A 21,783-nucleotide genomic window follows, 5' to 3' on the forward strand; every position below is an offset into this window, starting at 1 on the left:
GCCGTTTTCCGTTTCAGCTTCCGTGCTTCAGGCGCTCAGCCACCAGTCGTGGCTGTCGTCGGCAACCTCGATACCGGCCACCTCGGCATCATCAAGCCAGTCACTGACCGCCCTGCCCCTGACCAGAAGACCCGGCGCGATATCGGCAAGCGGCATCAGCACGAAACCGCGATCGGTCATGCGCGGATGCGGCAGTTCCAGCCGCGGCGCGTCCTGGATCACGTCGCCATAAGTCAGCACGTCGATATCGAGCGTGCGCGGACCCCAGCGCTCGATGCGCTCGCGTTTCATCTCCCGTTCGATCGACAGGCAGACATCGAGCAAAGCCTCGGGCTCCAGCTTGGTTTCAACAGCAGCGCAGGCATTGAAGAAGAACGATTGGTCGGTCTTGCCCCAGGGCGGCGTGCGATAGAGCCGCGAGACCGCCGTAACCCGGCAGTCGTCCCGTCCGTTGAGCCTGTGCAGTGCCGCAGCCATCGCCTTCACGGGGTCGCCGATATTGCCGCCGAGGCCGAGTGTGGCGGATTGCAGTGCGGCCTCAGGCAAAGTGTTCAACGCTCACCTGCACGAAATCGAGCACGCCGGGCACCGGCGCGTTCGGCTTGCGCACCGTGATCTTCGCCCGCAGAATCTGCGGGAATGTCTCGCAGAGCCCCTTGGCGATATCGAGCGCCAGGGACTCGATCAGGTAGCGCCGCTTGCCGGTGACGATCTGCTCGATCACGGTGAAGGCGATGCCGTAATTGACGGTATCGTTGATCGAATCGCTTTCCAGCGCCTCGCCGGCGACGACATCGAGCTCGGCATCGACGAAGAAGCGCTGGCCGAGGAATTCCTCCTCGTCATGCACGCCATGGCGCGCGAAGAAGGCGCAGTTCTGCAGCGTGATCGTGTAGGTGGTCATGTCGGCCGCTTCCTCTCGAATTCCTGGCGCGCATTGAGCATAGCATCGGCGATATCGAGCGCATCCCTGTTGATTGCGACATTGTGCACCCGGAAAACCGCAGCCCCTTGAAGTCTGAGCAGCGCGCTGGTCGCAGCCGTCGCCGCATCCCGCCCCTGCGCCTCACGCCCCGTTACCGTGCCGAGGAAGCGTTTGCGCGAGGTGCCGGCAAGCAGCGGCAGGCCGAAGCGGGAAAGTTCGGAAAACCGCGCCATCAGCTCCAGGTTCTCCTCCGCCGTCTCCTTGGCGAAGCCGAAGCCCGGATCGAGCACGATGCGGTCGCGATTGACGCCTGATGCAGCGGCGATATCAAGCGACCGTTCGAGGAAATGCACCTGGTCGGCAATCACATCGACAAGTTTTACTCTGTCGCGGCCGGTATGCATGATGCAGAGTCCGGCTCCGGTCACCGCAGAAATATCAGCGATATCGGGCTCCTTCTGCAGCCCGAAGACGTCGTTGACGATATGGGCGCCGGCACTGATCGCAAGCCGCGCCGTCTCGGCGCGATAAGTGTCGATCGAGATCAGCGCCTGGGTGCGGCCGCGCAGCGCCTCGATGACGGGCAGCACGCGCGCCTGCTCCTCGGAAGGGCTTACGGTTGCTGCGTTCGGCCGGGTGGATTCGCCGCCGATATCGATAATGCCAGCCCCCTCGCTGACGGCCCGCAACGCCTGTTCGACCGCCGCATCGACAGTTTCAAAGCGTCCGCCGTCGGAAAAGGAGTCCGGCGTCACGTTGATGATCGCCATGATCACCGAACGACGGCCGAGTTCGATCTCCCGGCCATGGCCGACACGCCATATGCTGCCTTCGAGCCCTGTCACCAGACTTATCCCATTGATGACGAAAAAAGCGCCATCTGATATTGCGCTTGGGGTGGCTATGCCCCAAGCTCCTGTCGATTTCAACACGGGTTGCGTTCAGAATGCCGCTTGCAGTGCGTTATATGGTCGTTCCTATCGCCTTTTCCATTGCTCTTTCCCTCTGCAGCCCGTCGGCAGCCGAAGTGATCGCATCGAAGAGCTATTCCTATTTCGACATTCGCGGCAAAACCGCGGATGAGCTCGACCGCGAACTCAGCCGGCGCGGCCCGACAGCGAGCGGTTCCTCGGCACGCCATCCCGGCGCTACGAAGATCCGCTTCGGCGGCGAGGCAACCTATATTCAGAACAGCGGGCGCTGCCGCGTCGGCAACGTCAAGGTCACGGTCCACACCCAGATCATCCTGCCGCGCTGGAGCAGCCGCAAGGGCGCCAGCAAGGAGCTGTCGATGATCTGGGACGCGCTGTCGAGCGATATCAAGCGCCACGAGGAGCGCCATGCCGAGATCGCCCGCGACCAGGCTCGCGCCATGGAGCGCGCCATCCGGGCGCTGCCGCAGCAGCGCAGCTGCGAAGCCATGCAGGAACTCGTCTCCAACGAATCAGCTCGCGGTATAGAGGAGCACGACCGGCAGCAGGCGCGATTCGACCGGGTCGAGGCGGTCAATTTCCAGAAGCGCATGCTGAGATTGCTGAACAATCGAATCAATGGTCGAGCCGGCGCAAAATAGGGCTTTTTCAGTCTGGTTGCGAGCGGAAAACCTTAGCTGCATAACGAAACTTGTGCGAAACTTGCACCCTCCCCAGCGATTGAATGGTCATTTTTCATCCTGGCAGACTCAACCGGAACGCGTTAATATGAACACATTCGAAAGTTCAGGTACGGCATCTGCACTTTCATCGCTGGGTTCTCCTGGCGCGTTCCGAAGCCGCGGATGTTCCTCCCTCATCCGTAGGTAATGCGCCCGCCTCGCCTCGCTCGCTCTAGCGCGCGAGGCGTCTTTTTTTGTATCGAATTTTTCGACGACGGTTGAAGCAGTGTGCTTCAGGCTTGCCGTTCCGGCACGTGCACCACGAGCCCGTCATAGACAGCCTTCATCCGGATCTGACAGGACAGCCGCGAGGTCGGGCGCACATCGAAGGCGAAGTCGAGCATGTCCTCTTCCATCGCTTCCGGCTGGCCGACCTTCTCCGTCCACTCCTCGTCGACATAGACATGACAGGTCGCGCAGGCGCAGGCGCCGCCGCATTCGGCCTCGATGCCGGGCACCGAATTGCGCACGGCATTCTCCATTACGGTGGAGCCTTGGTCGACGTCGAGGTCGAAGCGCGTGCCGTCGAAGGCGACGATGGTAAGTTTGGGCATCAGGACTATTTCCGGTCTTCAAGTGGGTGGGCGGATTTTCTTCCGACAATTCGACGCATCAGTCAATATTGGGGAAATCCGCCGTAGCCTCGCAGATCGGGACTTAGCCCGCCGTCTTCAAAGCGTCATCAGGGACGTCGCAAAAAGACCCGCGGTTCCGCAATGGAACAACGGGCCTCGTTCGAACGGTATCTTATGCACTTCGCCCAAAAGTACGCAGCGGTTTTGGGACAACGAAAAAACGTGGAGATCAGCCGCGGCAGAGCTTCAGGATGAAATTCTCGGCGTCGATGACGGCGGCACCGAGCGCTGCCGTCGCGCCGGCATCGCCACCGTTTTCCTCGACGGCTTCCGCCGTCTGCGACACGCGGAACGCGCCGACCGAGCTTGCCGCACCCTTCAGCCGATGCGCGGCTGCGCCGATCCGGATGGTTTCGCCGCTGGCAATATCCTGAAGGCATGCGCGGGCCTGGCGCGCAAACATCTGAAGGACTTCGAGTTCCAGCGTCTTGTCGCCCATCGTCTGCTTTGCGAGATGGACCAGATCGATCGGCCGGACCTTTGAGGGACACGGTCCCTTTGCATTATCAGGCGCCTCGAATACGATGTTCAATGCTGCCATCTGGGCTGCCATTGCCAATTCTCCCGTCTCTGTCGTCCGCAGTTGCAACAGTTCTGCGACAGGAGGGTGGCCATCACGTTAAATTCCGGCACAGTCAGGGCGGAAATCTCGCCATATGGTTAACATCCGTTAAATATCCCTAAACTATTGGCTTTTAAGCCGCGCCTGGGATTCAAAGGTGTTAACAACGGGTTAACGTGCCATGAATCTCAAGCCTTCATTAATTGTGTGAAGAGCCCAGATGTGTCACTACGATACTGGTGGAGCGGGTTTATGGTACGCGCCTTTGCCGAGCGAGTGGATAATGGTAGTGTTTTGATACCTTCCGTTTGAAAAAGCGGCTATCTACTCTGAAATGACATGCTTATCCGTCCTTCGTTGGGATGGAAGGCTGGAACGGCAAAGTTGTTCCCGGGTGAGGCGGAAGCCCAGGATGCGCTGTCGGACTGGCTGACAGTAACGAGGCATAACCGAATGGCGAACAACAAATATAACGAGTCAATTGAGGACAAGGCGTTCAAGGCATTGGACGAGGCGCTCCAGATCGACTTCAGCAAGGATAACGTACCGTCTCGCCGCGGCGACGCGCCCCAGGCCCCGGAGGCTAATGTGTCTGATCCAGTAAATGCGCGTAATCAGCAGGCCCAGGAAGAAGCGCAGCGCCGCAGCCGCCGCGGTGCCGCTGGCGAGCAGACTTCCAGGGGTCCGGCCTTCGCGCCCGCCAATGATGCCAGCCGCAATACGCCCGCCTCGATCCTGAAATCCTTTGACGGCGCCTCCAGCCGCTCGGCAGTGCGCACCGCCACTCTGTTTTCCGTGCTTTGGGTCATGGCCGGCCTCGGCCTGATGTCGCTGCTTTATGCTCCGCAGATCTGGCAGATCCGTTCGCTCGCCGATCTCGTCGCCCTGCCTGGCGTCATCGCCGGCCTCGTCGGCATCATCATTCCCGTGATGATGTTCTATGCCTTCGCCATCATGATCTCCCGCGCCCAGGACATGCGCAACGCCGCCCGCTCCATGGCAGAGGTGGCATTGCGCCTGGCAGAGCCGGAAACCATCGCCTCCGAGCGCATCATGACCGTCGGCCAGGCCGTGCGCCGTGAGGTCTCGGCCATGAATGAAGGCATCGAGCGCACCATCGCGCGCGCCTCCGAGCTGGAAACGCTCGTCCATTCCGAAGTCAATGCGCTTGAACGTTCTTATGCCGACAACGAGTTGCGCGTTCGCGGCCTCGTCCACGAACTCGGCTCCGAGCGCGAGGCGATCGTCAACCATGCCGACCGTATCCGCACCTCGATCGGCAGCGTCCACGACCAGTTGAAGGAAGAGCTGTCGCTTGCGACCGAAGAGATCGCGGTGCGGCTTGCCACATCGGGCGAAGCTTTCGCCTCGCTGATCGATACGCGCGCCGCGACGATCCTGGAAAAATCGGACAGCGCCCTGCAGTCGATGGGCAGCCTGCTCGCAGCCAAGACCGATACCCTGCTGCAGACCCTGAACGCGTCGGGCTTTGCGCTGGCCACCGAATTCGACAACCGCCTCGAAGCCCTCTCCGTCAATCTCAACGATCATGGCGAAAGGCTGCTCAGCCAGTTCGAGACGCGCGCCTCCACCATGGACAGCAGCACCGAAAAGCTGAATGCGGCGCTGAATGAGCGTACGCACCAGCTCAACGAGATCCTGATCGCCCGCACCCGCGAGATCAATGAGAGCCTGACGTCAGGCGAACGCACCATCGGCGGCACGCTCGACGACGTGTTGTCGAAGCTGAACAGCGCGCTCGACGAAAAGGGCGCAAGCTTCCGCCAGAGCCTGCAGACCACCGCCGACGACGCCGTCATGGATCTCGACGTGCGCTCCGGCTTCTTCGAGGAGCGGCTGCAGACGACCGTCGCCCAGCTGTCGACCGCCTTCGACGAACGCGTCTCCGAATTCACCAGCGCCTTCGACAAACGCACCGGCTCGCTCGACACCAAGCTGATGGAGAGCCTCGCCCGCATCAACGAGACGCTGACCGGCGGCTCGGATTCGATCGACGGCATCCTGAGTTCTGGCATCGACCGCCTTGGTTCGTCGATGACCGACCAGTCGCTGGCGCTTGCCACCGCGCTCGCCACCGGCCACGAAGTGCTGGAAAGCACGCTCGGCAGCCGGGCGGACGAAATCACCACAGCACTCACCAGCCGCACCGGCGAGCTGACCTCGGCGCTGCAGAGCGCTACCTCGGAAATCGCGCTGACGCTTGCGACCGGCACTTCCGAGCTGCAGAACAACCTTCAGACACGCTCGGCCGAATTCCGCGATACGCTGCGCACCACCACCACCGATCTGACCACCGCCGTTGCCGCCGGCACCGAGCAGGTCACCTCTGCCTTCGGCGGTCGCGCCGAGGAGCTGAGCGGCGTGCTTACCGCCCGTGCGGCCGAAATCAGCGAGGCGCTCGGCACGGCCCACGGCCGTATCGACAGCGTCATGGCAGAGCGCGGCGGCGCATTGCTCGAGGCGCTGACCAGCCATCACGGCCGCTTCGAGGAAGCGCTGACGACCCGCTCCGATGCCATCATCAATGCCGTCTCCGGCACTCATGACCGTCTTGCCGAGACGCTCGACGAAAAGGCGATGGCGCTTGCCATCTCTCTGAACGAGAGCCAGGCCCGCATCGAGGACACGCTCGAGACGCGCTCCGAAGCCTTCCTCAACGCCGTGTCTGGCACGCATGATCGCCTGTCGGAAACGCTGGACAGCAAGGCGACGGCCCTTACGACCTCGCTCGACGAGCGCCATGCCCGCATCGAGGATGCGCTTGGAACGCGCGCCGAGGCACTGCTGAACACCGTAGCCGGCACGCGCGACCGTCTTGCCGAGACGCTCGACGAAAAGGCGATGGCGCTCGCCATTTCCTTGAACGAGAGCCAGGCCCGCATCGAGGATACGCTGGAAACCCGTTCCGCCGCCCTGCTGAACGCGGTCTCCGGCACCCATGATCGTCTGTCAGAGACCCTGGACGGCAAGGCGGCAGCTTTTGCCACCTCGCTGAGCGAAGGCCAGGCCCGTATCGAGAATACGCTCGAAACCCGCTCCGCCGCCCTGCTGAACGCCGTCTCCGGCACCCATGATCGCCTCTCCGAGACGCTGGACGAAAAGGCGATGGCACTCGCCATCTCGCTCAACGAAACCCAGACGCGTATCGAGGACACGCTGGAAACCCGCTCGGCCGCCCTGCTGAATGCCGTCTCCGGTACCCATGACCGTCTGTCCGAGACGCTTGACGAGAAAGCGATGACGCTCGCCATCTCGCTCAATGAGAGCCAGTCGCGGATCGAAGACACGCTGGAAGCACGCTCCGAAGCCTTCCTCAAGGCCGTGTCCGGCACGCACGACCGTCTCTCGGAGACGCTCGACGAAAAGGCGACGGCGATCGCCGCCTCCCTGAACGAGGGTCAGAGCCGCCTGCAGGATACGTTGGAGAGCCGCTCGGAATCCTTCCTGAATGCGGTCTCCGCCACCCACGACCGCCTGTCCGAGACACTCGACGATCGTGCGATGGCGCTTGCCATCTCGCTGAACGAGAGCCAGAGCCGTCTCGAAGAGACGTTGACGAGCGGCGCCGATGCGATCACCAGTGCGGTCTCCGGAACGCATGACGGCCTGAACGGTGTACTCGACCAGAAGGCCGCCACCCTCGCCGCCTCGCTGAGCGAAGGCCAGGCCCGCCTCGAGGAAGCCTTGGGCCATCGCACCGCCGCGATCATCGGCGCCGTGACGGCAACCCACGACCGGCTCACCGATACGCTCGACGAAAAGACCATGGCGCTCGCCATTTCGCTCGACGATAACCAGAGCCGCTTCGACAGTGTGCTCGAAGCCCGCAGCAACGCCATCATGGAGGCCGTCTCCGGTGCCGAGGCACGAGTCGCCGGCGCCTTCTCCGACAAGACCGATGCGATCCGCACCGCTTATACCGACAATCAGCAGCGGCTCGAAAATGCGCTTTCCGAACATAGCGCCGCCCTCTCGGGCGTTCTCGATGCCGGCGGCAACCGCTTCGAGGATCTCGTCGGCGGCTTGACCGGCCGCATCGAAGGCCGTCTGACCGATGCACATACACGGCTCGGAGGCCTCGCCGACGAGGCCGCGGCGCGCATCGAGGGCGGGCTCGCCTCTGCCCATGAGCGCATCCGCACGACGCTCGAAGATCGCGCCAACGCCATCGACCTATCGCTGAACCAGGCCCATGCGCTGATCAGCGATACGCTGGCCGAACAGGCGACCAGCATCGGCACCTCGGTGGCGACGAGCGTCGGCATGCTCGAATTGTCGCTGGAGCACCGTGAAGCCGCGATCCGCCAGGCGATCGATGCCGGCGCCCAGACATTGGAAGATCGCATGCATGCCGGCGCCGGCCAGATCGCCGGCCGCTTCCAGGAGGCGGCAAACGCGATTTCAAGTTCCACCCAGGATTTCTCCGCTAATCTCGATCGGTCGGTCGAAAGCCTGACGGGCCGTTTTGAAGAAACCGGATCGCGTGTGGAAGCCGGTCTTGCGGCGATCGAGACCCGCATCCGCGACGGCGTCGGTGGCGTTGCCGAAAGGGTCGAAGCGGCCAGCGGTCAGTTGTCCGGCGTGCTTGCCGACGGCGTCTCCCGTATCGGCGCGCTCAGCGACGACGCCACGCATCGCATCTCTGCGACGCTCGAAGGCAGTGCCGCAAATCTCACTCAGGCGATCGACAGCCGCACCGCCAATCTGGCCGAGACGCTGGACAGCCGCGCCACCAGTCTGACGGGCGCCATCGACGGCCGCACCGCGAGCCTCGGCGAAACCCTCGACCGCGGCAGTGAACGCATCGAGGAACGCCTCTCCACCATGGACCGTGCGTTGACTGTCGGCCTCGATGCCGTCAACCGCACCATCGAAGGCAAGGCCGCCGGTCTTGCCTCGACGCTGCGCAGCGCGGTTGCCGACGCGGCTCAGGGAATGGAAGGCGAAGCGACGAGAACCACCGAACTGCTTGGCAAGACCGGTCAGCAATTCGCCGAGGATCTCAATTCGAAAAGCGACGAATTCACCCGTACCATGGATGAGCGCTCGTCGCAGATCGTCACCCGGGTCGCCGAAGCGCAGAACCGGCTGGCTAGCCAGGCCGCTGCCGTCGCCCAGACCTTCTCGGAAGCCGGCAACGCCATCGTCAACAAGGTCGCCGAGGCCGAGACCATCGTCGGCACGCAGGTCAATGCCATCTCCAAGGCGCTGTCGGATGCCGGTCAGTCTCTGGAAACACGCGGCAATGCCATCCGTTCGACGCTGTCGGGCGCCGGCAGCGAGATTTCCGCCACCATGGCGGATGTCGACCGGGCACTCGAAGCCCGCAGCAGCGCCATCCGCTCCAATCTCGAGGAGCGCGCCCGCGAGATCGATACGACGTTCTCGGAAATCGACCGGGCGCTCGAAGCGCGCGGCAACTCGATCCGCTCGACGCTCGAGGAGCGCACCCGCGACCTCAACTTGATGCTATCAGGCCGTTCGGTCGAATTGACGCGCATCCTCGACGAAACGGCCCGCCCGATCATCGACCGCTACACCGATGCCGGTGAGCAGGCCGCCGCCCGCATCACCGCCGCGGCCAACCTCAGCGCCGACCGCCTGCGCGCCGAAAACGAAGCGCTCGCCAGCGCCGTTGCCGCCCGCACCGAGAATGTCGCCAATGCCGTCAGCGCCATCGAGAACAGCCTGGTTGGCAACGTCAATGGCCTCGTCGAGCGCATGTCGGAAAGCAGCGCCGCGATGGCGATGATGATGAACCGCGCCGCCGAGCAACTGGCCAGCGTCGACGGCCGTCTCGGCGATACCACCACGCGCTTTGCCGACTCCGCCACCAAGGCCGCTGAAATGGTCTCCGCCTCGACCAGGCTTCTCGAAGGCAAGGTCGACCGCCTCTCCGACATTTCGGGCCAGACTCTGGCACAGGTCGGCGGCATCATCGGCCGCTTCGACGAACACTCCAAGGTTCTGACCCAGGCCTCGCAGCTTCTCGGCGCCGCCCAGTCCAACCTCGCCTCGACGCTCGAAGAGCGCGAGAGCGCTCTGCAGACGCTCTCGGTCGGCCTCGTCTCGCGCTCCGCAGAGATCGAAAAGACCATGCAAGGCCTCGGCAGCATGATCGAGACCGTGTTCGAGCGGGCAGAGCAGCGCTCCAACCAGGTCACCGGCAATTTGCGCCAGGGCGTGCAATCCTCCTTCGCCGATATCGGCCGCATTCTCACCGAAACCGAGAAGCGCGCCCAGGAAGCGGCAGAGACGATGCGCGAGGCGATCACCCGCGCCGGCGACGAGGCCAACACGACGATCGACGGCACCTTCGCCAATGTCGAGCGCCGCTCTGGCGATCTCTCCAATCGCATTCGCGGCGGGCTCACCGCCTCGCTGTCGGAAGTCGAGCGCATGCTCGGCGAAGCCGGCCGCGCCTCCGACGGTGCCGCCCAGAACATGCGGGAAGCGCTGCGCGAGGCAATCGATGATGCCGTCGGCCGCTTCTCCGGCGCCACCGAGGATATCCGCCGCTCCGCCGCCGACATCCGCAGCGAGCTCGACGCCACCCGCGCCGAATTGAAGCGCGGCGCCTTCGATCTTCCCGAGGAAGCCAAGGAAAGCGCCTCGGCCATGCGCCGGGCCGTCGCCGAGCAGATCAAGGCGCTACAGGATATCTCCCAGCTCGTCGGCCGCTCCAGCCAGCAGCTCGAGATCTCCGAGCCCGTTGCCCGCACGCTTGCCCAGGTGCAGCCGGCCCCGCGTCCCGCCCAGCCGGTCGCAGCCCAGCCGCCGCAGCCCGCAGCGCCGCCGCCGATCGAAGCGACAGGCCTGCGCGGAACGATCGCTCCGTCTGCGCCTGCTGCCCCCCAGCGCGCTGCGCCGCAGCCTGCCCCCGCTCGCCAGGAAACAGGCCGCCCGGAAACAGCTCGCCAAGAGCCGGCTCGTCCGGAAAGCGGCGGCTGGATCAGCGATCTCCTGCGTGGCGCATCGCGTGAGGAGGCCGCCGACGAGGCCGCCGCCGCCCGTGTTCCCGCCCGCCCGGCGGAAACTGCCGCACCGGCCACGCGCAGCAACGACAGCCGCAATCCACGCCACGTCGTCGAATCGCTGAATTCGCTTTCGGTCGATATCGCCCGCGCCATCGACCACGACGCTTCGGTCGATCTCTGGCGCCGTTATCAGCGCGGCGAGCGCGACGTCTTCACCCGTCGCCTCTACACGCTGAAGGGCCAGCAGACCTTCGACGAGATCAAGCGCAAATATGACCGCGAACCGGAGTTCCGCACCGCCGTCGACCGCTACATTGGTGATTTCGAAAAGCTGCTCGCCGACGTCGCCCGCACCGATCCGAACCGGACGGTGACGCAGTCCTACCTCACCTCGGATACGGGCAAGGTCTACACCATGCTCGCCCACGCCGCAGGCAGGCTCGGCTGAGCCTGACTGGTGCCCACAATTGGAAAGCCGCTTGACCACATGTCGGGCGGCTTTCGCTCTTTGAAGCGCGAGTGTTGTCCATTCGCCATCCAGCCGCGGAAACCTCGCCCGAAATGACCAAGGCCCTTCTGATCATCGACGTCCAGAATGCCATCCTCTCCGGCAAAGCCTCGCCGGAGCGGCAACCTGATATTGATGCCGCACTCGACGAGACCGTCGCACGGCTGGCCGTGCTGAAGGAAAAAGCTCGGCAGGCGGGCGCGATGATCGTGCTCGTTCAACATGACGGCGACAGCGGCCACCGATTGGCCGTCGACACGGCGGGGTGGGCGCTACGCGACGAGATCGCGCCGAGGCAGGCCGAGGTCGTGGTGCGCAAGAAAAGCGCCGACTCCTTCTTCGAGACCGATCTTGCAGAGCGCCTGAGCGAACGAACGGTCACTCACCTCGTCGTCGGTGGATGCATGTCCCAATTCTGTGTCGACACGACAGTCAGGCGAGCCGTGTCGCTCGGATATGATGTGACGTTGATTGCCGATGGTCACACGACCGGCGACACGGCGACCTTCACCTTCTCCGAGATTATTGCCCATCATAATGAAACACTCGATGGTTTCGATGCGGGCAAGGCGACGGTAGAAATCCGCCCCGCCGCCGAGATCGACTTTTCATAAATTTTCGGACTGCAGGAAGACCGGGACCGCTTGGCAGTCCCGGTTCCCGATATCTCATCGATCGGCGGCTACGCTCCAGTTATAAATGCACCGATCGAGGCCGATGGCGATCTCAAGCACCAGCACGTCGTGGTCGACCGCCGCTCCCTTCTTCGGCTGCGACCGGTAGCGCTGCGGAAAGTCCGTGCGTCGCGAGATCGAGCAGACCTCCATCCATTTGTCGCCATTGTCGACCTCGATATCGACAGTCACTTCGGAATAGGCCGGCAGCCGGTCGGAGGGGACGATCCGCGTTGGCAGATGGATCAGCGATGCGATCATGCGGCGGACCGGCTCGAGGCAGGCGGCGTGATAGTCGTTGCCGCTATCGGCCGTGAAGGCGCATTGGAATTCGAGCTGCCAGAATTCCTTCAGCCGCATGTGTTTGCTCGGCTGCTCCTGCTCGCGACGATAGGATCTCCCGGCCTGCCAGACGCAGAGCGGCAACCGTGTCTTCGAGTGATTGCCGAGAATATGCTGCATGTAGATGTAGGTCGACGGCGTGGTCTCCGGTCTCAGCACCAGCGCGGTATCGCTGGCGGAGAGCTGTTCCTGATCCCAGATATCGGCGTTCGAATAGGCGCTTGAAACCAGCGACCGCGGCATCAGCGCCGGCGCCTCGACCCTCCTGACATCCCAGGCTGGATTGACGGATCTGAGAAAACTGCGGACCTCTTGCGAGAAGAAGCCGATCATATGATCGCGCAGATGGATCTCGCGCTCCTCCCAATGGACGAGCGAATTGACATGATAAATATTGAGCACGGTGCCTGTCTCCCTGGCAACCTTGATTGACGTGGTGAGGGGCTTTACGTCCAGCAGTGCGCCGGGCGCCTGGCGCCCTGACGTCACAGCAGGACGCGTAGACCTCGCCCGCCAAGAGCGCGCACGATCGCGACCTGCAGGCAGGTGCGATCATGATGAGAGAAAGGCGCGCGCTTCATGCTCATGGCGCGTTTTTTACGTGCAGTGCGCATCATTGTCAAAACCGACGAGGGTGAGACAAAAGGAATCAGCTGTGGATGACCCTTTTTTATTGCCCCCTGTCCTTCATTCCGTCACAAACTTTTCTGATCCGCTCACATTCAAACAAACGGCTCACTCCACCATCCAAACGACAGAGACAGCAACATTGATGACCAAGACGACATCCCGGCTCCTTGCCACCGCGCTCTCTTCCTTTTTTCTGATGGGCGCTTTCACTCAGGTTCAGGCAGGCCAGGCAAGCTTCGTCGTGGATGTGCAGTCCGGCCAGGTCCTCGAAGGTTCCAACCAGGACGATCTGAACTATCCGGCGTCGCTGACCAAGATGATGACGCTCTATCTCGCCTTCGAAGCCTTGCATGACGGACGCCTCAACTGGGACCAGAAGCTCACCATGTCGGAAAATGCCGAGAGCAAGGAGCCCTTCAAGCTCGCTGTCGGGGCCGGCCGCAAGGTGACGCTGCGCGAAGCGGTCGAAGGGATTGTCGTGTTGTCCGCCAACGATGCAGCCGTGGCGATCGCCGAGCAGCTTGGCGGCTCCGAACAGGTTTTCGCCAAGGCAATGACCGACAAGGCACGTCAGCTCGGCATGAAGGATACGGTCTTCAAGAATCCGTCGGGCCTTCCCGATCCTGAGCAGGTCACCACGGCGCGGGACATGGCGACACTCGGCGTTTCGCTGATGCGCGACTTTCCCGAAGAGTTCAAGCTCTTCTCCATGCGCGGCTTCCAGTTCCGCGGCATGAAGCTGCGCGGCCACAACAACCTCATGTATCGCTACGACGGCGTCGACGGCATCAAGACCGGCTACACCGACGCATCGGGCTACAATGTCGTGACGTCGGCGCTGAAGGATGGCCGCCGCGTCGTCGGCGTCGTTATGGGCGAAAAGACCGCGAGCATACGCGACGACAAGATGGCAAGCCTGCTGGACAGCACTCTGCAGTCGTCATCGACCGCCACAGCTTCCACGACACCGGGCAGCCAGCCTGGCGCGACGATGACGGATTCGCAGCCGACCAAATAGGCCCGATGAGCGGAGACCTGCCGAAAGGTTTTCGCTAGCGCATCGGCCCGATGCGAGGATTGAAAGAGTTAGAGCGACCTTTATGCGTCCGAAAGGACGCACGGCGCTCTAACGGGTTAACTGAAAGCCACTTCCAGGTGCTGCCGGTCTTGCGCGATCACCTTGCAATTCGTTTCGAACCCTTCGCCTTTGATGGCCAGGATGAATTCCGAGGGAATACCTGATGTATTGGAGACTGAAATACCGGCGCTCTCCGAGCCTATGGATTTGACGGTGCAGTCGATGGTCGAGCGTCGATCGTTGAACAGGATCGAACCCGCCTTCAGCACCCGCCGTCGAGCCCCAATGGCGTGATCGGCGTGGATGGAACTCCACGACACACAACGATTCCGTCCGCCATGCTTGGCCTGATACATCGCCGCATCCGCCTGAGCCAGCAGGGTCTCGATCTCTTTGGTGACGATCGAGAGTGCCGAAGTTCCGAAGCTGGCTGTGACGGTCAGGGCGCCATGATCACCGCGTATGATCTGAGAGGCGACGGCGGCTCTGAGTTTCTCGGCAACGGCAATGGCACCGTCCCGATCGACATGCGGCAGGATGACGGCAAATTCCTCGCCGCCAAGACGGCCGAACAGATCACCGGCTCGAAGGGTCGCCTTGCAGGTCGATGCCACCACCTTGAGGACCTCGTCTCCGGCGGCATGTCCATGCGTATCGTTCACCTTCTTGAAATGATCGATATCGAAGACGATACATGAGAGGTCGTGCTTGTGCCGCAAAGCGAGCGAAATGAGCTGATCTGCCTCCTGCTTGAAGGCACGGCGCGTCATCGCCTCTGTGAGGCTGTCGATCGCGGCCGACTGCATGAGCTCGATGCGGTCCATCGCCGCGCCCGCCAGTTCCTCGAGAATGCCGAGATCTCTGTTGCCGAACGATCGTGGTCTGCGGTCGATCGCGCATACCGTTCCGATCATGTGCCCGGCTTTGGTTTTCAACGGCACACCGGCATAAAAACGAATATGGTCCTCGCCCGTCACCGAAGGATGCTGTGAAAACCGCGAGTCCTTGGAAGCGTCCTGCACGACAACAGGCCTTTCACAGTCCACGACATAGCGGCAGAACGTGTCTTCGCGCGACACCTCGTCGGCCGAAAGGCCGGAGCAAGCCTTGTACCATTGCCGATGCGCATCGATCAGCGACACGATGCCGATGTCGATGGAAAAGATCTCCTTTATCAGTCGTACGATCCGCTCGAAGCCCTCATCCCTCGGCGTGTCGAGGATATCGAGCTGCTGCAACACAGCCAGGCGATCATTTTCGCGCTGGATCGCCTCCGATGACGATTTTCCGAATACTCGCGCAACCACCATGCAGCATTCCTCCTGAAAGGGACTACATGATGCGTTCCATAAATTCGTGAAGAAATTGAATACGATGACGACCCCTATGCCATGGGATCAAATATTTCTCACAATTGACAACCCCCGATATTCACGGGGCGGCCTCGAAATTCCAGTTCAAATTGAGCGCAGCGTCCAACTGACGATCTCGGAGGCGACCGTAGAGAAGGCGCGGTCGAGGCCTTTGACGAAGCCGTCATTGTCGCCGCCGGACGGCGCCATGGCGCGGAACACCTTCTGGGCGCGCACCGAGCCGTTGCGATCGTTGAGGATCTTGGCGGAAATTTCGACCACCGCCTGGTTGCCGTTCGAAGCATCGATCTCGAAGGAGCGGATGTCGGTGACGATCTGGTAGTCGATCGCCAGCCCCTGCCCCGGCATGCCGACGCCGCCGAGCTTGCCCGAGTTCTCGAAGGCTTCCACCAGCTTCGACTGGACGATGCGCGGCAGCTTGTCGCCCCACTGCGCCTTTGAGAGATACTGGATTTCCGAAGGCGAAACACGGATGACGATCTGCTCGCTGTCGAGCGACCTTAGCGCCGTCGGGCTGGCGATCAGGATCTGGCGGGATTTGGCCGCAGGCCCGCTGCCATCGACAGCGGCGGGCAGGTCATAGGTGTCGTTCTTGGCCGCGGTGCCGCACCCCGAAAGGATCAGCGCCGTCAGCGGCAGCGCGATCACCGTTCCCCTGATCCGTGAACGGCGCGACAACAAATGCGATGCGACCATATTAGGCTACCCCTGACTTCCCAGTTAACGCCGCGTCCGGCCGTCATATTGCTTCACCGTATCCCCGCCGAAGATCAGACGTTGCGGATTGCGGTCAAAGTTGGTGATCGTATCGTTCAGATTGCTCACGGTTCCGCGCATGTCGTTGACGAGAGTCTGCACGTCGCGCAAGCCGCCGCTCGAGAATTTCTGCAGATTGTCGGCAATCGGCCCAATGCGCGAATTCAGGTTGTCGGCGACCTTCTTGAAGGATTCCAGCGTATTGCGCGCTTCAGTGAACAGCGATTGCGTATTGTCCGTTCCAAGCAGCGCATCGACCTTGATGAGAATGCCGTCGATGCGGGTCGAGGCCGAATTCAGCTTGTTTGAAAGCTGCGACACGTCCTGGATCGTCTGGTCGATGTCTTTCTGGCGCGCCGAAACCGTGTTGGCGACATCGCGGATCGAGGCGACCGCAGCGCGCGCATCCTTGGTTGCCTGCGCAATATCGTCGACGGAACCCTTCACCTTCGACGGGTCGATCTGGGCAACGAGCGTATCGACGCGGTCGAGTGTCGCCTGCGCCTGCTTGCCGAAATCGTTGAAGGTTGTGGCCGTCTGGTCGAACTTCTGGATCGCGCCCTTGAGGTCGCCCGAGGCATCGGCGACATTGGCTGTAATCTTCTCGGCATTGGAGACGATGTTGTCGATCTTCTGCGCATCGACTGCCTTGACCAGCGATTCGACCGCTTGAAGCGTCGAATCGACACGACCGGAGACCGCCTTCACCGTATCGGAGAGCTGGCCGACGCTCTGCAGGAAGGCGTCGATATTGCCGGAATTCTTGGCAAGCGCATCGGAGAACGTCTCGGCATTCTTGAAAGTCTCGGTCAGCGGCCCGCGCGAATCTTCGATGAAACCCTGAAGTTCGCCGACCGCGTCGTTGGCGCGATCGAGGATCTTGTCGGCGGTCGCCAGAAGATTGGTGACGCTCGACTGGTCGGCGACGATGACGGCGCGTTTGCCGTTGTCGATCGCATGCTGGAGAATGCTTTCCTCGCCCTTGCGGCCGCCCGAGAGTTCGATATAGGCAGCCCCGGTCAAACCCTGGATTTCAAGGGCGGCCTTGGTGGAGGGGTAGATCGGCGCATCGGTACGCACCTGGGTGAAAGCCAGCGAATATTGCGGATCGTCGGCATCGATCGACAGCGTCTGCACCGAGCCGATCTGAATACCGTTGAAGCGCACCGGCGAGCCGACGCTGAGGCCGTTGGCCGAGCCCGGAATACGAACGATCAGTTCCGTCATCGGGCCGCCGCGGCCATATTCGGCCATCCAGTAAACGAAGCCGAAGGCCGCCGCGATCACCAGCACCGTGAAAAAACCGACAATCGTGTAATTGGCTTTGGTTTCCATCTTATCCGGTCACTTCCCGCTGCTGCCGTGCCGCGCGCTATCGTTCTGCGGCACGATCGAGCGTGCCCGCTTACCTTTGAAATAGGCCTGCACCCACGGATCGTCATAGGCCAGCATGTCGTCGATCGTACCTTCCACCATTACCCGTTTCTTTCCGAGCACGGCAATACGGTCGCAGACCGAAAACAGGCTATCGAGGTCATGCGTCACCATATACACGGTCAGTCCCAGACTATCGCGCAGATTAGCGATCAATTCGTCGAATTCGGCCGCACCGATCGGATCGAGACCGGAGGTCGGCTCGTCCAGGAAGACGAGTTCCGGATCGAGTGACAGCGCGCGGGCAAGGGCTGCGCGCTTGATCATGCCGCCGGACAGTTCGGATGGATATTTGTCGGCGGCATCGGCTGCAAGCCCGACCATGCGAATCTTCAGATGCGCCAGCTCGTCCATCAGCGAGGTCGGCAGGTCGAGATATTCCCGCATCGGAACCTGGATGTTTTCCTTGACCGTCAGCGACGAGAACAGCGCTCCCTGCTGAAACAGCACGCCCAGCCGCATGTCGAGCGCGTTGCGCTGCGGTTCGTCGAGCTCGTCGAAATCCTGGCCGAGGATCTTGATCGTGCCGGAGCGGCGCGGCAGCAGCCGAAGCACCGTGCGCATCAGCACCGATTTACCGGTGCCCGAAGCGCCGACGAATCCGAGGATCTCGCCGCGATAGATGTTAAGATTGAGATTGTCGAGCACCACCTTGGAGCCGAAGCCGACGGTCACGTCGCGCGCCGAAAGCACGATATCCCTGCCCTGTTCTTCGCTTTCGATCGGTTGTTCGTCCACGTGGTCCGCCATCCTAAAAATCGATCGCTGCATAGAACATCGCAAAAAGCCCGTCCATCAGGATGACGACGAAAATCGCCTTCACCACCGCCGCCGTCACATGCTGGCCGAGCGATTCCGCACTACCGCCGACCTTCAGCCCCTCGACGGCGGCGACGATGCCGATGACCAGCGCCATGAACGGCGCCTTGATCATGCCTGAGAGCACCGTCGACAGGGTCACCGCTTCGTGCAGGCGCGACAGGAAGTTGGCGAAGGTGATGCCGGAATAGCCCCAGGCGACAGCGGCAGCGCCGCCCAGCGAGGCGAAATTTGCGAGCACCGTCAAAAGCGGCAGCGCAATGGTCAGCGCCACCAGTCGTGGGAAGATCAGCACGCCGATCGGGTTCAGCCCCATCACCTTCAGCGCGTCGATCTCCTCGCGCATCTTCATCGAGCCGATTTCGGCGGTGATCGCGCTGCCCGAGCGGCCGGCGATCATAATCGAGGTCAGAAGCACGCCGATTTCGCGTAATTGCAGGATGCCGACGAGATCGACGACGAAGACCTCAGCGCCGAAGTAACGCAGCTGGAAGGCGCCCTGCTGGGCGATGATCGCCCCGATCAGGAAAGACATCAGCAAGATGATCGGAACGGCGCGAACGCCCATATGGTCGATCTGGTTGACGATCGAGGCCGGCGAAACGCCGCTGCCGCGGCCGAATTTCATCTGCGCGCCGCGCACCGCCGAGCCGAGGATATACATGGCGGCGGCAAAATTGTCCCAGACCTCATAGGTCATTTTGCCGATCGGCGCGAAAATGCGCGTGGCAAGCGAGACTTTCTCCGTCTGCTCCGGCTCGGCCTTGGCCGGCTCCTCGGAAAACATCTCCAGCATTTCGTCGATATGCGAGTTGGTGCCTTCGAAGCGAAGCGTCCGCCCGCCCGCCTCTTCTTGCTTCTTCAGCCGGCACAGCAGCCAGATGCCGGCTGTGTCGATCTCCGAAATCTCCGAGAGGTCTACCGTCAGGTCGCCATTCTTCTTCTGCAGGAGCTTTTCGAAATCGCGCAGCACCAGATGGATGTAGGCGCTGCGCCAATTGCCCTGAAGACGCACACGCTGTCCCGAGCCATCAGCCTGGTCGTCCACTTGCAGTGAGGCGGCGTTGCGATTCTCGGCGTTCAAGATACTTGTGTCTTTCAAGGCTTACAGCGACATTGCCGAATCGCGAAGCAGATCGTTCGCCCGGCGCGTCAATATACAGAAGCACCGTGCAATTTCCATGCTTGCAGGAGAGCAATAATGCCGCGCACCCTCGATATCCAGATGAATTCCTTTCCGATTGCCGGGACCTTCACCATCTCGCGCGGGGCAAAGACCGAAGCCGAGGTCATCACCTGCACGCTTATCGAAGAAGGTGCGCATGGGCTCGGCGAATGCGTGCCCTACCGCCGCTACGGCGAGACCATGGAGAGTGTTTTCGCCCAGATCGAAGCGGCGCGACCGCTGATCGAGGCCGGCATTTCGCGCCGTGACCTGCTGTCGGCTATGCCGCCGGGCGCTGCCCGCAACGCCGTCGATTGCGCCCTCTGGGACCTCGAGGCGAAGCGGACGGGAGACAGCGTCGCCGGCCGCCTCGGCCTTGCCGATCTGAAGCCGCTCACCACCGCCTACACCATCTCGCTCGGTGAACCGGAGGTGATGGCCGCTCAGGCGCGCGAGCATGCCGGCCGTGCGCTGCTGAAGGTCAAGGTCGGCACCGGCGACGATGAAAGCCGCATCCGCGCTGTCCGCGCCGCCGCGCCCGATGCTGAAATCATCCTCGACGCCAATGAAGGCTGGCCGGAAGCAGTGTTGGAGCGTCATCTCCATATCGCCGCGGAAGCAGGCATCGCCCTCGTCGAGCAGCCATTGCCGGTCGGCCGCGATGGGCTGCTTGCCGATATCCGTCGCCCGCTCCTCGTCTGCGCCGATGAGAGCGTCCACCACACCGGCGATCTCGCAAGCCTTGCCGACCGCTACGATGCGATCAACATCAAGCTCGACAAGACGGGCGGCCTGACGGAAGCGCTGTCGATGAAGGCCGAGGCCGAACGGCTTGGATTCAGCATCATGATCGGCTGCATGGTCGGCACCTCGCTTGCCATGGCGCCCGCCGTTCTGCTCGCCCAGAATGCCGATTTCGTCGATCTCGATGGTCCGCTACTGCTTGCCCGCGACCGCGAACCCAGCCTGCGTTACGCCGCTTCGCTGGTCTTTCCGCCCGAAAGCGCCCTCTGGGGCTGAAGATAATAAGCGAAGATGACGAGCCCGAGGCCGGTGAACGCGACCACGGCCATGACGTAATAGCTGACGACGCCGAGCCAGGCGTAGAGATAACCCGACGCCAGGGTCATCAGCGCCATCGCCATGCCGACATAGAAGAAATAGGCGCCCTGCGCCGAGGATTCCTGCGTCTCCTGCACCGTCGCCACGATCCGCCGCTGCACGCCGGTATGCACGAAGGCGTAGGTGAAGCCGTGGAAACATTGCAGCAAGAAGAAACCGGCAAATCCCGTATTCATCGGAAACAGGATCCAGCGGCAGACGCTGATGGCGCAGCCGAAGCGGATCAGCGTCCAGGCGTCGAAGCGACGGTTGAGGCGCTTCGACAAGAAGAACACCGTCACCTCCGAAGCGACGCCGGCGCTCCAGAGCAGCCCGACCTCAGTGCCGGAGAAGCCGAGTTGATGCCAGTAGATCGAGGAAAAAGCGTTGAGCACCGCATGGCTCGACTGCTGGATGGCGACGCCGATCAGAAGCAGCAGCAGATGCGGCTCGCGCAGGCCGCTGCCGGTAGCGGCTGGAATGTTGATCGGCTGGCCGCGTCGTCTCGTCGGCCCGATGCGCGGGCAGAAGATCGCCATGACAACGGTCATGATAAAGCCGAACGCCATGACATCAAGCACCATCCCGCCGCCCCATCGGCTGATCATCTGGCCACCGACCAGCGTCGAGACGATGAAGGCGATCGAGCCCCACACGCGCATCGATCCGTAATCGAGCCCCCAGCGGCGCACGCCCGAGATGACGATCGATTCGACGACGGGCACATAGGGCGCGAAGGTGGCGCCCTGCAGCGCATAGACGATGGTCACCGGCCAGAAGGTGGTCGTCCAGAAGAGCGCGATCGCCGTCAGCAGCGACAGGCCGCCCGACCAAAGCAGCACATCGGCGCGCTCCTTCAAGCGATCGGCGATCATGGCGACGACAGGCGCCACCAGCACGCGAACCACCATCGGTATGGCAAGGATGATGCCAATCTCATGGTCGCTGAAGCTGTGGGTTGCGAGCCAGACGGGAAAAAACGGCAGGACGATGCCGTTGACGAGCAGCGGCGCACAATAGGAAAGCGCGCTGAGCAGCCGGAAGCGCGGCGGCGCTCCCTCACCCGTCGGGGAATTTTGAGCGGGAATCATGGGTGGACCTGAAGGAAACTCGTCGTTGTCCTAACACA

At 62.3% G+C, this 21,783-nt stretch carries 17 protein-coding genes; 5 read left to right on the forward strand and 12 right to left on the reverse strand.

Translation table 11 applies throughout. The features are described from left to right. Window positions 1-27: 27 nt before the first annotated feature. From folK to folP, 3 genes are read right to left on the reverse strand one after another with little or no spacing between them, the layout of a single operon-like run. The gene (gene folK / locus A6U98_RS04545; RefSeq protein WP_197496345.1) at window positions 28-546 is read right to left on the reverse strand and encodes a 2-amino-4-hydroxy-6-hydroxymethyldihydropteridine diphosphokinase; all 519 of its coding nucleotides are present in this window, start codon (window positions 544-546) and stop codon (window positions 28-30) included. Then, entirely contained in the window at window positions 539-904 is a 366-nt protein-coding gene (gene folB / locus A6U98_RS04550; RefSeq protein ID WP_064648256.1) for a dihydroneopterin aldolase, read from the reverse strand. The genes folK and folB overlap by 8 nt, the downstream gene beginning before the upstream one ends. Continuing rightward, complete coding sequence (gene folP, locus A6U98_RS04555) at window positions 901-1,770, reverse strand: dihydropteroate synthase (RefSeq protein ID WP_064648257.1); 870 nt, start codon at window positions 1,768-1,770, stop codon at window positions 901-903. Before folP ends, folB begins: the two co-directional genes overlap by 4 nt. 101 nt (window positions 1,771-1,871) lie before the next feature. Here folP and A6U98_RS04560 point away from each other — a divergent pair, with 101 nt between their 5' ends. After that, complete coding sequence (locus A6U98_RS04560; protein WP_064648258.1) at window positions 1,872-2,498, forward strand: DUF922 domain-containing protein; 627 nt, start codon at window positions 1,872-1,874, stop codon at window positions 2,496-2,498. Window positions 2,499-2,812: 314 nt separating this feature from the next. Here A6U98_RS04560 and A6U98_RS04565 read toward each other — a convergent pair whose 3' ends face one another. Both A6U98_RS04565 and A6U98_RS04570 read right to left on the reverse strand, forming a co-directional pair. Next, window positions 2,813-3,133: a 2Fe-2S iron-sulfur cluster-binding protein gene (locus tag A6U98_RS04565; RefSeq protein ID WP_003540151.1), complete on the reverse strand. Its 321-nt coding sequence runs from the start codon at window positions 3,131-3,133 to the stop codon at window positions 2,813-2,815. 250 nt (window positions 3,134-3,383) lie between these two features. After that, the gene (locus tag A6U98_RS04570) at window positions 3,384-3,767 is read right to left on the reverse strand and encodes an Hpt domain-containing protein (protein WP_003540152.1); all 384 of its coding nucleotides are present in this window, start codon (window positions 3,765-3,767) and stop codon (window positions 3,384-3,386) included. Between the two features lie 462 nt (window positions 3,768-4,229). Here A6U98_RS04570 and A6U98_RS04575 point away from each other — a divergent pair, with 462 nt between their 5' ends. Both A6U98_RS04575 and A6U98_RS04580 read left to right on the forward strand, forming a co-directional pair. After that, window positions 4,230-11,222 carry a hypothetical protein gene (locus A6U98_RS04575; RefSeq protein WP_064648259.1) on the forward strand — a complete coding sequence of 2,331 codons (6,993 nt, stop codon included), beginning with the start codon at window positions 4,230-4,232 and terminating at the stop codon, window positions 11,220-11,222. Between the two features lie 113 nt (window positions 11,223-11,335). Further along, window positions 11,336-11,896, forward strand: coding sequence for a cysteine hydrolase family protein (locus tag A6U98_RS04580; RefSeq protein ID WP_064648260.1), 561 nt, complete (start codon window positions 11,336-11,338; stop codon window positions 11,894-11,896). 54 nt (window positions 11,897-11,950) lie between these two features. Here the strand turns inward: A6U98_RS04580 and A6U98_RS04585 are convergent, their stop codons facing one another. Continuing rightward, window positions 11,951-12,700, reverse strand: a complete 750-nt coding sequence (locus A6U98_RS04585; protein WP_064648261.1) for an aminoacyl--tRNA ligase-related protein — start codon at window positions 12,698-12,700, stop codon at window positions 11,951-11,953. Window positions 12,701-13,070: 370 nt separating this feature from the next. Between A6U98_RS04585 and A6U98_RS04590 the strand changes: the two genes are divergently transcribed. Then, window positions 13,071-13,946 (forward strand): D-alanyl-D-alanine carboxypeptidase family protein, encoded by an 876-nt coding sequence (locus A6U98_RS04590; protein WP_064648262.1) that lies wholly within the window; start codon window positions 13,071-13,073, stop codon window positions 13,944-13,946. Between the two features lie 116 nt (window positions 13,947-14,062). Here A6U98_RS04590 and A6U98_RS04595 read toward each other — a convergent pair whose 3' ends face one another. The 5 genes from A6U98_RS04595 to A6U98_RS04615 form a co-directional block, all read right to left on the reverse strand. Next, window positions 14,063-15,316, reverse strand: a complete 1,254-nt coding sequence (locus A6U98_RS04595; RefSeq protein WP_064648263.1) for a sensor domain-containing diguanylate cyclase — start codon at window positions 15,314-15,316, stop codon at window positions 14,063-14,065. A 147-nt stretch (window positions 15,317-15,463) separates the two neighbouring features. Next, window positions 15,464-16,075 carry an ABC-type transport auxiliary lipoprotein family protein gene (locus tag A6U98_RS04600; RefSeq protein ID WP_064648264.1) on the reverse strand — a complete coding sequence of 204 codons (612 nt, stop codon included), beginning with the start codon at window positions 16,073-16,075 and terminating at the stop codon, window positions 15,464-15,466. 24 nt (window positions 16,076-16,099) lie between these two features. Continuing rightward, window positions 16,100-17,470, reverse strand: a complete 1,371-nt coding sequence (locus tag A6U98_RS04605) for an MlaD family protein (protein ID WP_064648265.1) — start codon at window positions 17,468-17,470, stop codon at window positions 16,100-16,102. 9 nt (window positions 17,471-17,479) lie between these two features. Further along, window positions 17,480-18,319, reverse strand: a complete 840-nt coding sequence (locus tag A6U98_RS04610; protein ID WP_064648266.1) for an ABC transporter ATP-binding protein — start codon at window positions 18,317-18,319, stop codon at window positions 17,480-17,482. 1 nt (window position 18,320) lies between these two features. After that, the gene (locus tag A6U98_RS04615; protein ID WP_197496342.1) at window positions 18,321-19,490 is read right to left on the reverse strand and encodes an MlaE family lipid ABC transporter permease subunit; all 1,170 of its coding nucleotides are present in this window, start codon (window positions 19,488-19,490) and stop codon (window positions 18,321-18,323) included. A 99-nt stretch (window positions 19,491-19,589) separates the two neighbouring features. Between A6U98_RS04615 and dgcA the strand changes: the two genes are divergently transcribed. Further along, window positions 19,590-20,573 carry an N-acetyl-D-Glu racemase DgcA gene (gene dgcA / locus A6U98_RS04620; RefSeq protein WP_064648268.1) on the forward strand — a complete coding sequence of 328 codons (984 nt, stop codon included), beginning with the start codon at window positions 19,590-19,592 and terminating at the stop codon, window positions 20,571-20,573. Here the strand turns inward: dgcA and A6U98_RS04625 are convergent. After that, entirely contained in the window at window positions 20,525-21,745 is a 1,221-nt protein-coding gene (locus tag A6U98_RS04625) for an MFS transporter (RefSeq protein ID WP_064648269.1), read from the reverse strand. The genes dgcA and A6U98_RS04625 overlap by 49 nt on opposite strands. Between the last annotated feature and the right edge of the window lie 38 nt (window positions 21,746-21,783).

Origin of the sequence: Rhizobium sp. WYCCWR10014 (assembly GCF_001657485.1) — a bacterium.
GTDB lineage: Bacteria > Pseudomonadota > Alphaproteobacteria > Rhizobiales > Rhizobiaceae > Rhizobium.

Coding starts and splice junctions, on each gene's coding strand:
- A6U98_RS04595 (WP_064648263.1), bottom strand. CDS start 15,316: ATGGTGGTTGCGCGAGTATTCGGAAAATCGTCATCGGAGGCGATCCAG.
- A6U98_RS04610 (WP_064648266.1), bottom strand. CDS start 18,319: ATGGCGGACCACGTGGACGAACAACCGATCGAAAGCGAAGAACAGGGC.
- A6U98_RS04560 (WP_064648258.1), top strand. CDS start 1,872: ATGCCGCTTGCAGTGCGTTATATGGTCGTTCCTATCGCCTTTTCCATT.
- A6U98_RS04590 (WP_064648262.1), top strand. CDS start 13,071: ATGACCAAGACGACATCCCGGCTCCTTGCCACCGCGCTCTCTTCCTTT.
- A6U98_RS04575 (WP_064648259.1), top strand. CDS start 4,230: ATGGCGAACAACAAATATAACGAGTCAATTGAGGACAAGGCGTTCAAG.
- dgcA (WP_064648268.1), top strand. CDS start 19,590: ATGCCGCGCACCCTCGATATCCAGATGAATTCCTTTCCGATTGCCGGG.
- A6U98_RS04570 (WP_003540152.1), bottom strand. CDS start 3,767: ATGGCAGCCCAGATGGCAGCATTGAACATCGTATTCGAGGCGCCTGAT.
- folB (WP_064648256.1), bottom strand. CDS start 904: ATGACCACCTACACGATCACGCTGCAGAACTGCGCCTTCTTCGCGCGC.
- A6U98_RS04605 (WP_064648265.1), bottom strand. CDS start 17,470: ATGGAAACCAAAGCCAATTACACGATTGTCGGTTTTTTCACGGTGCTG.
- A6U98_RS04580 (WP_064648260.1), top strand. CDS start 11,336: ATGACCAAGGCCCTTCTGATCATCGACGTCCAGAATGCCATCCTCTCC.
- A6U98_RS04565 (WP_003540151.1), bottom strand. CDS start 3,133: ATGCCCAAACTTACCATCGTCGCCTTCGACGGCACGCGCTTCGACCTC.
- A6U98_RS04600 (WP_064648264.1), bottom strand. CDS start 16,075: ATGGTCGCATCGCATTTGTTGTCGCGCCGTTCACGGATCAGGGGAACG.
- A6U98_RS04625 (WP_064648269.1), bottom strand. CDS start 21,745: ATGATTCCCGCTCAAAATTCCCCGACGGGTGAGGGAGCGCCGCCGCGC.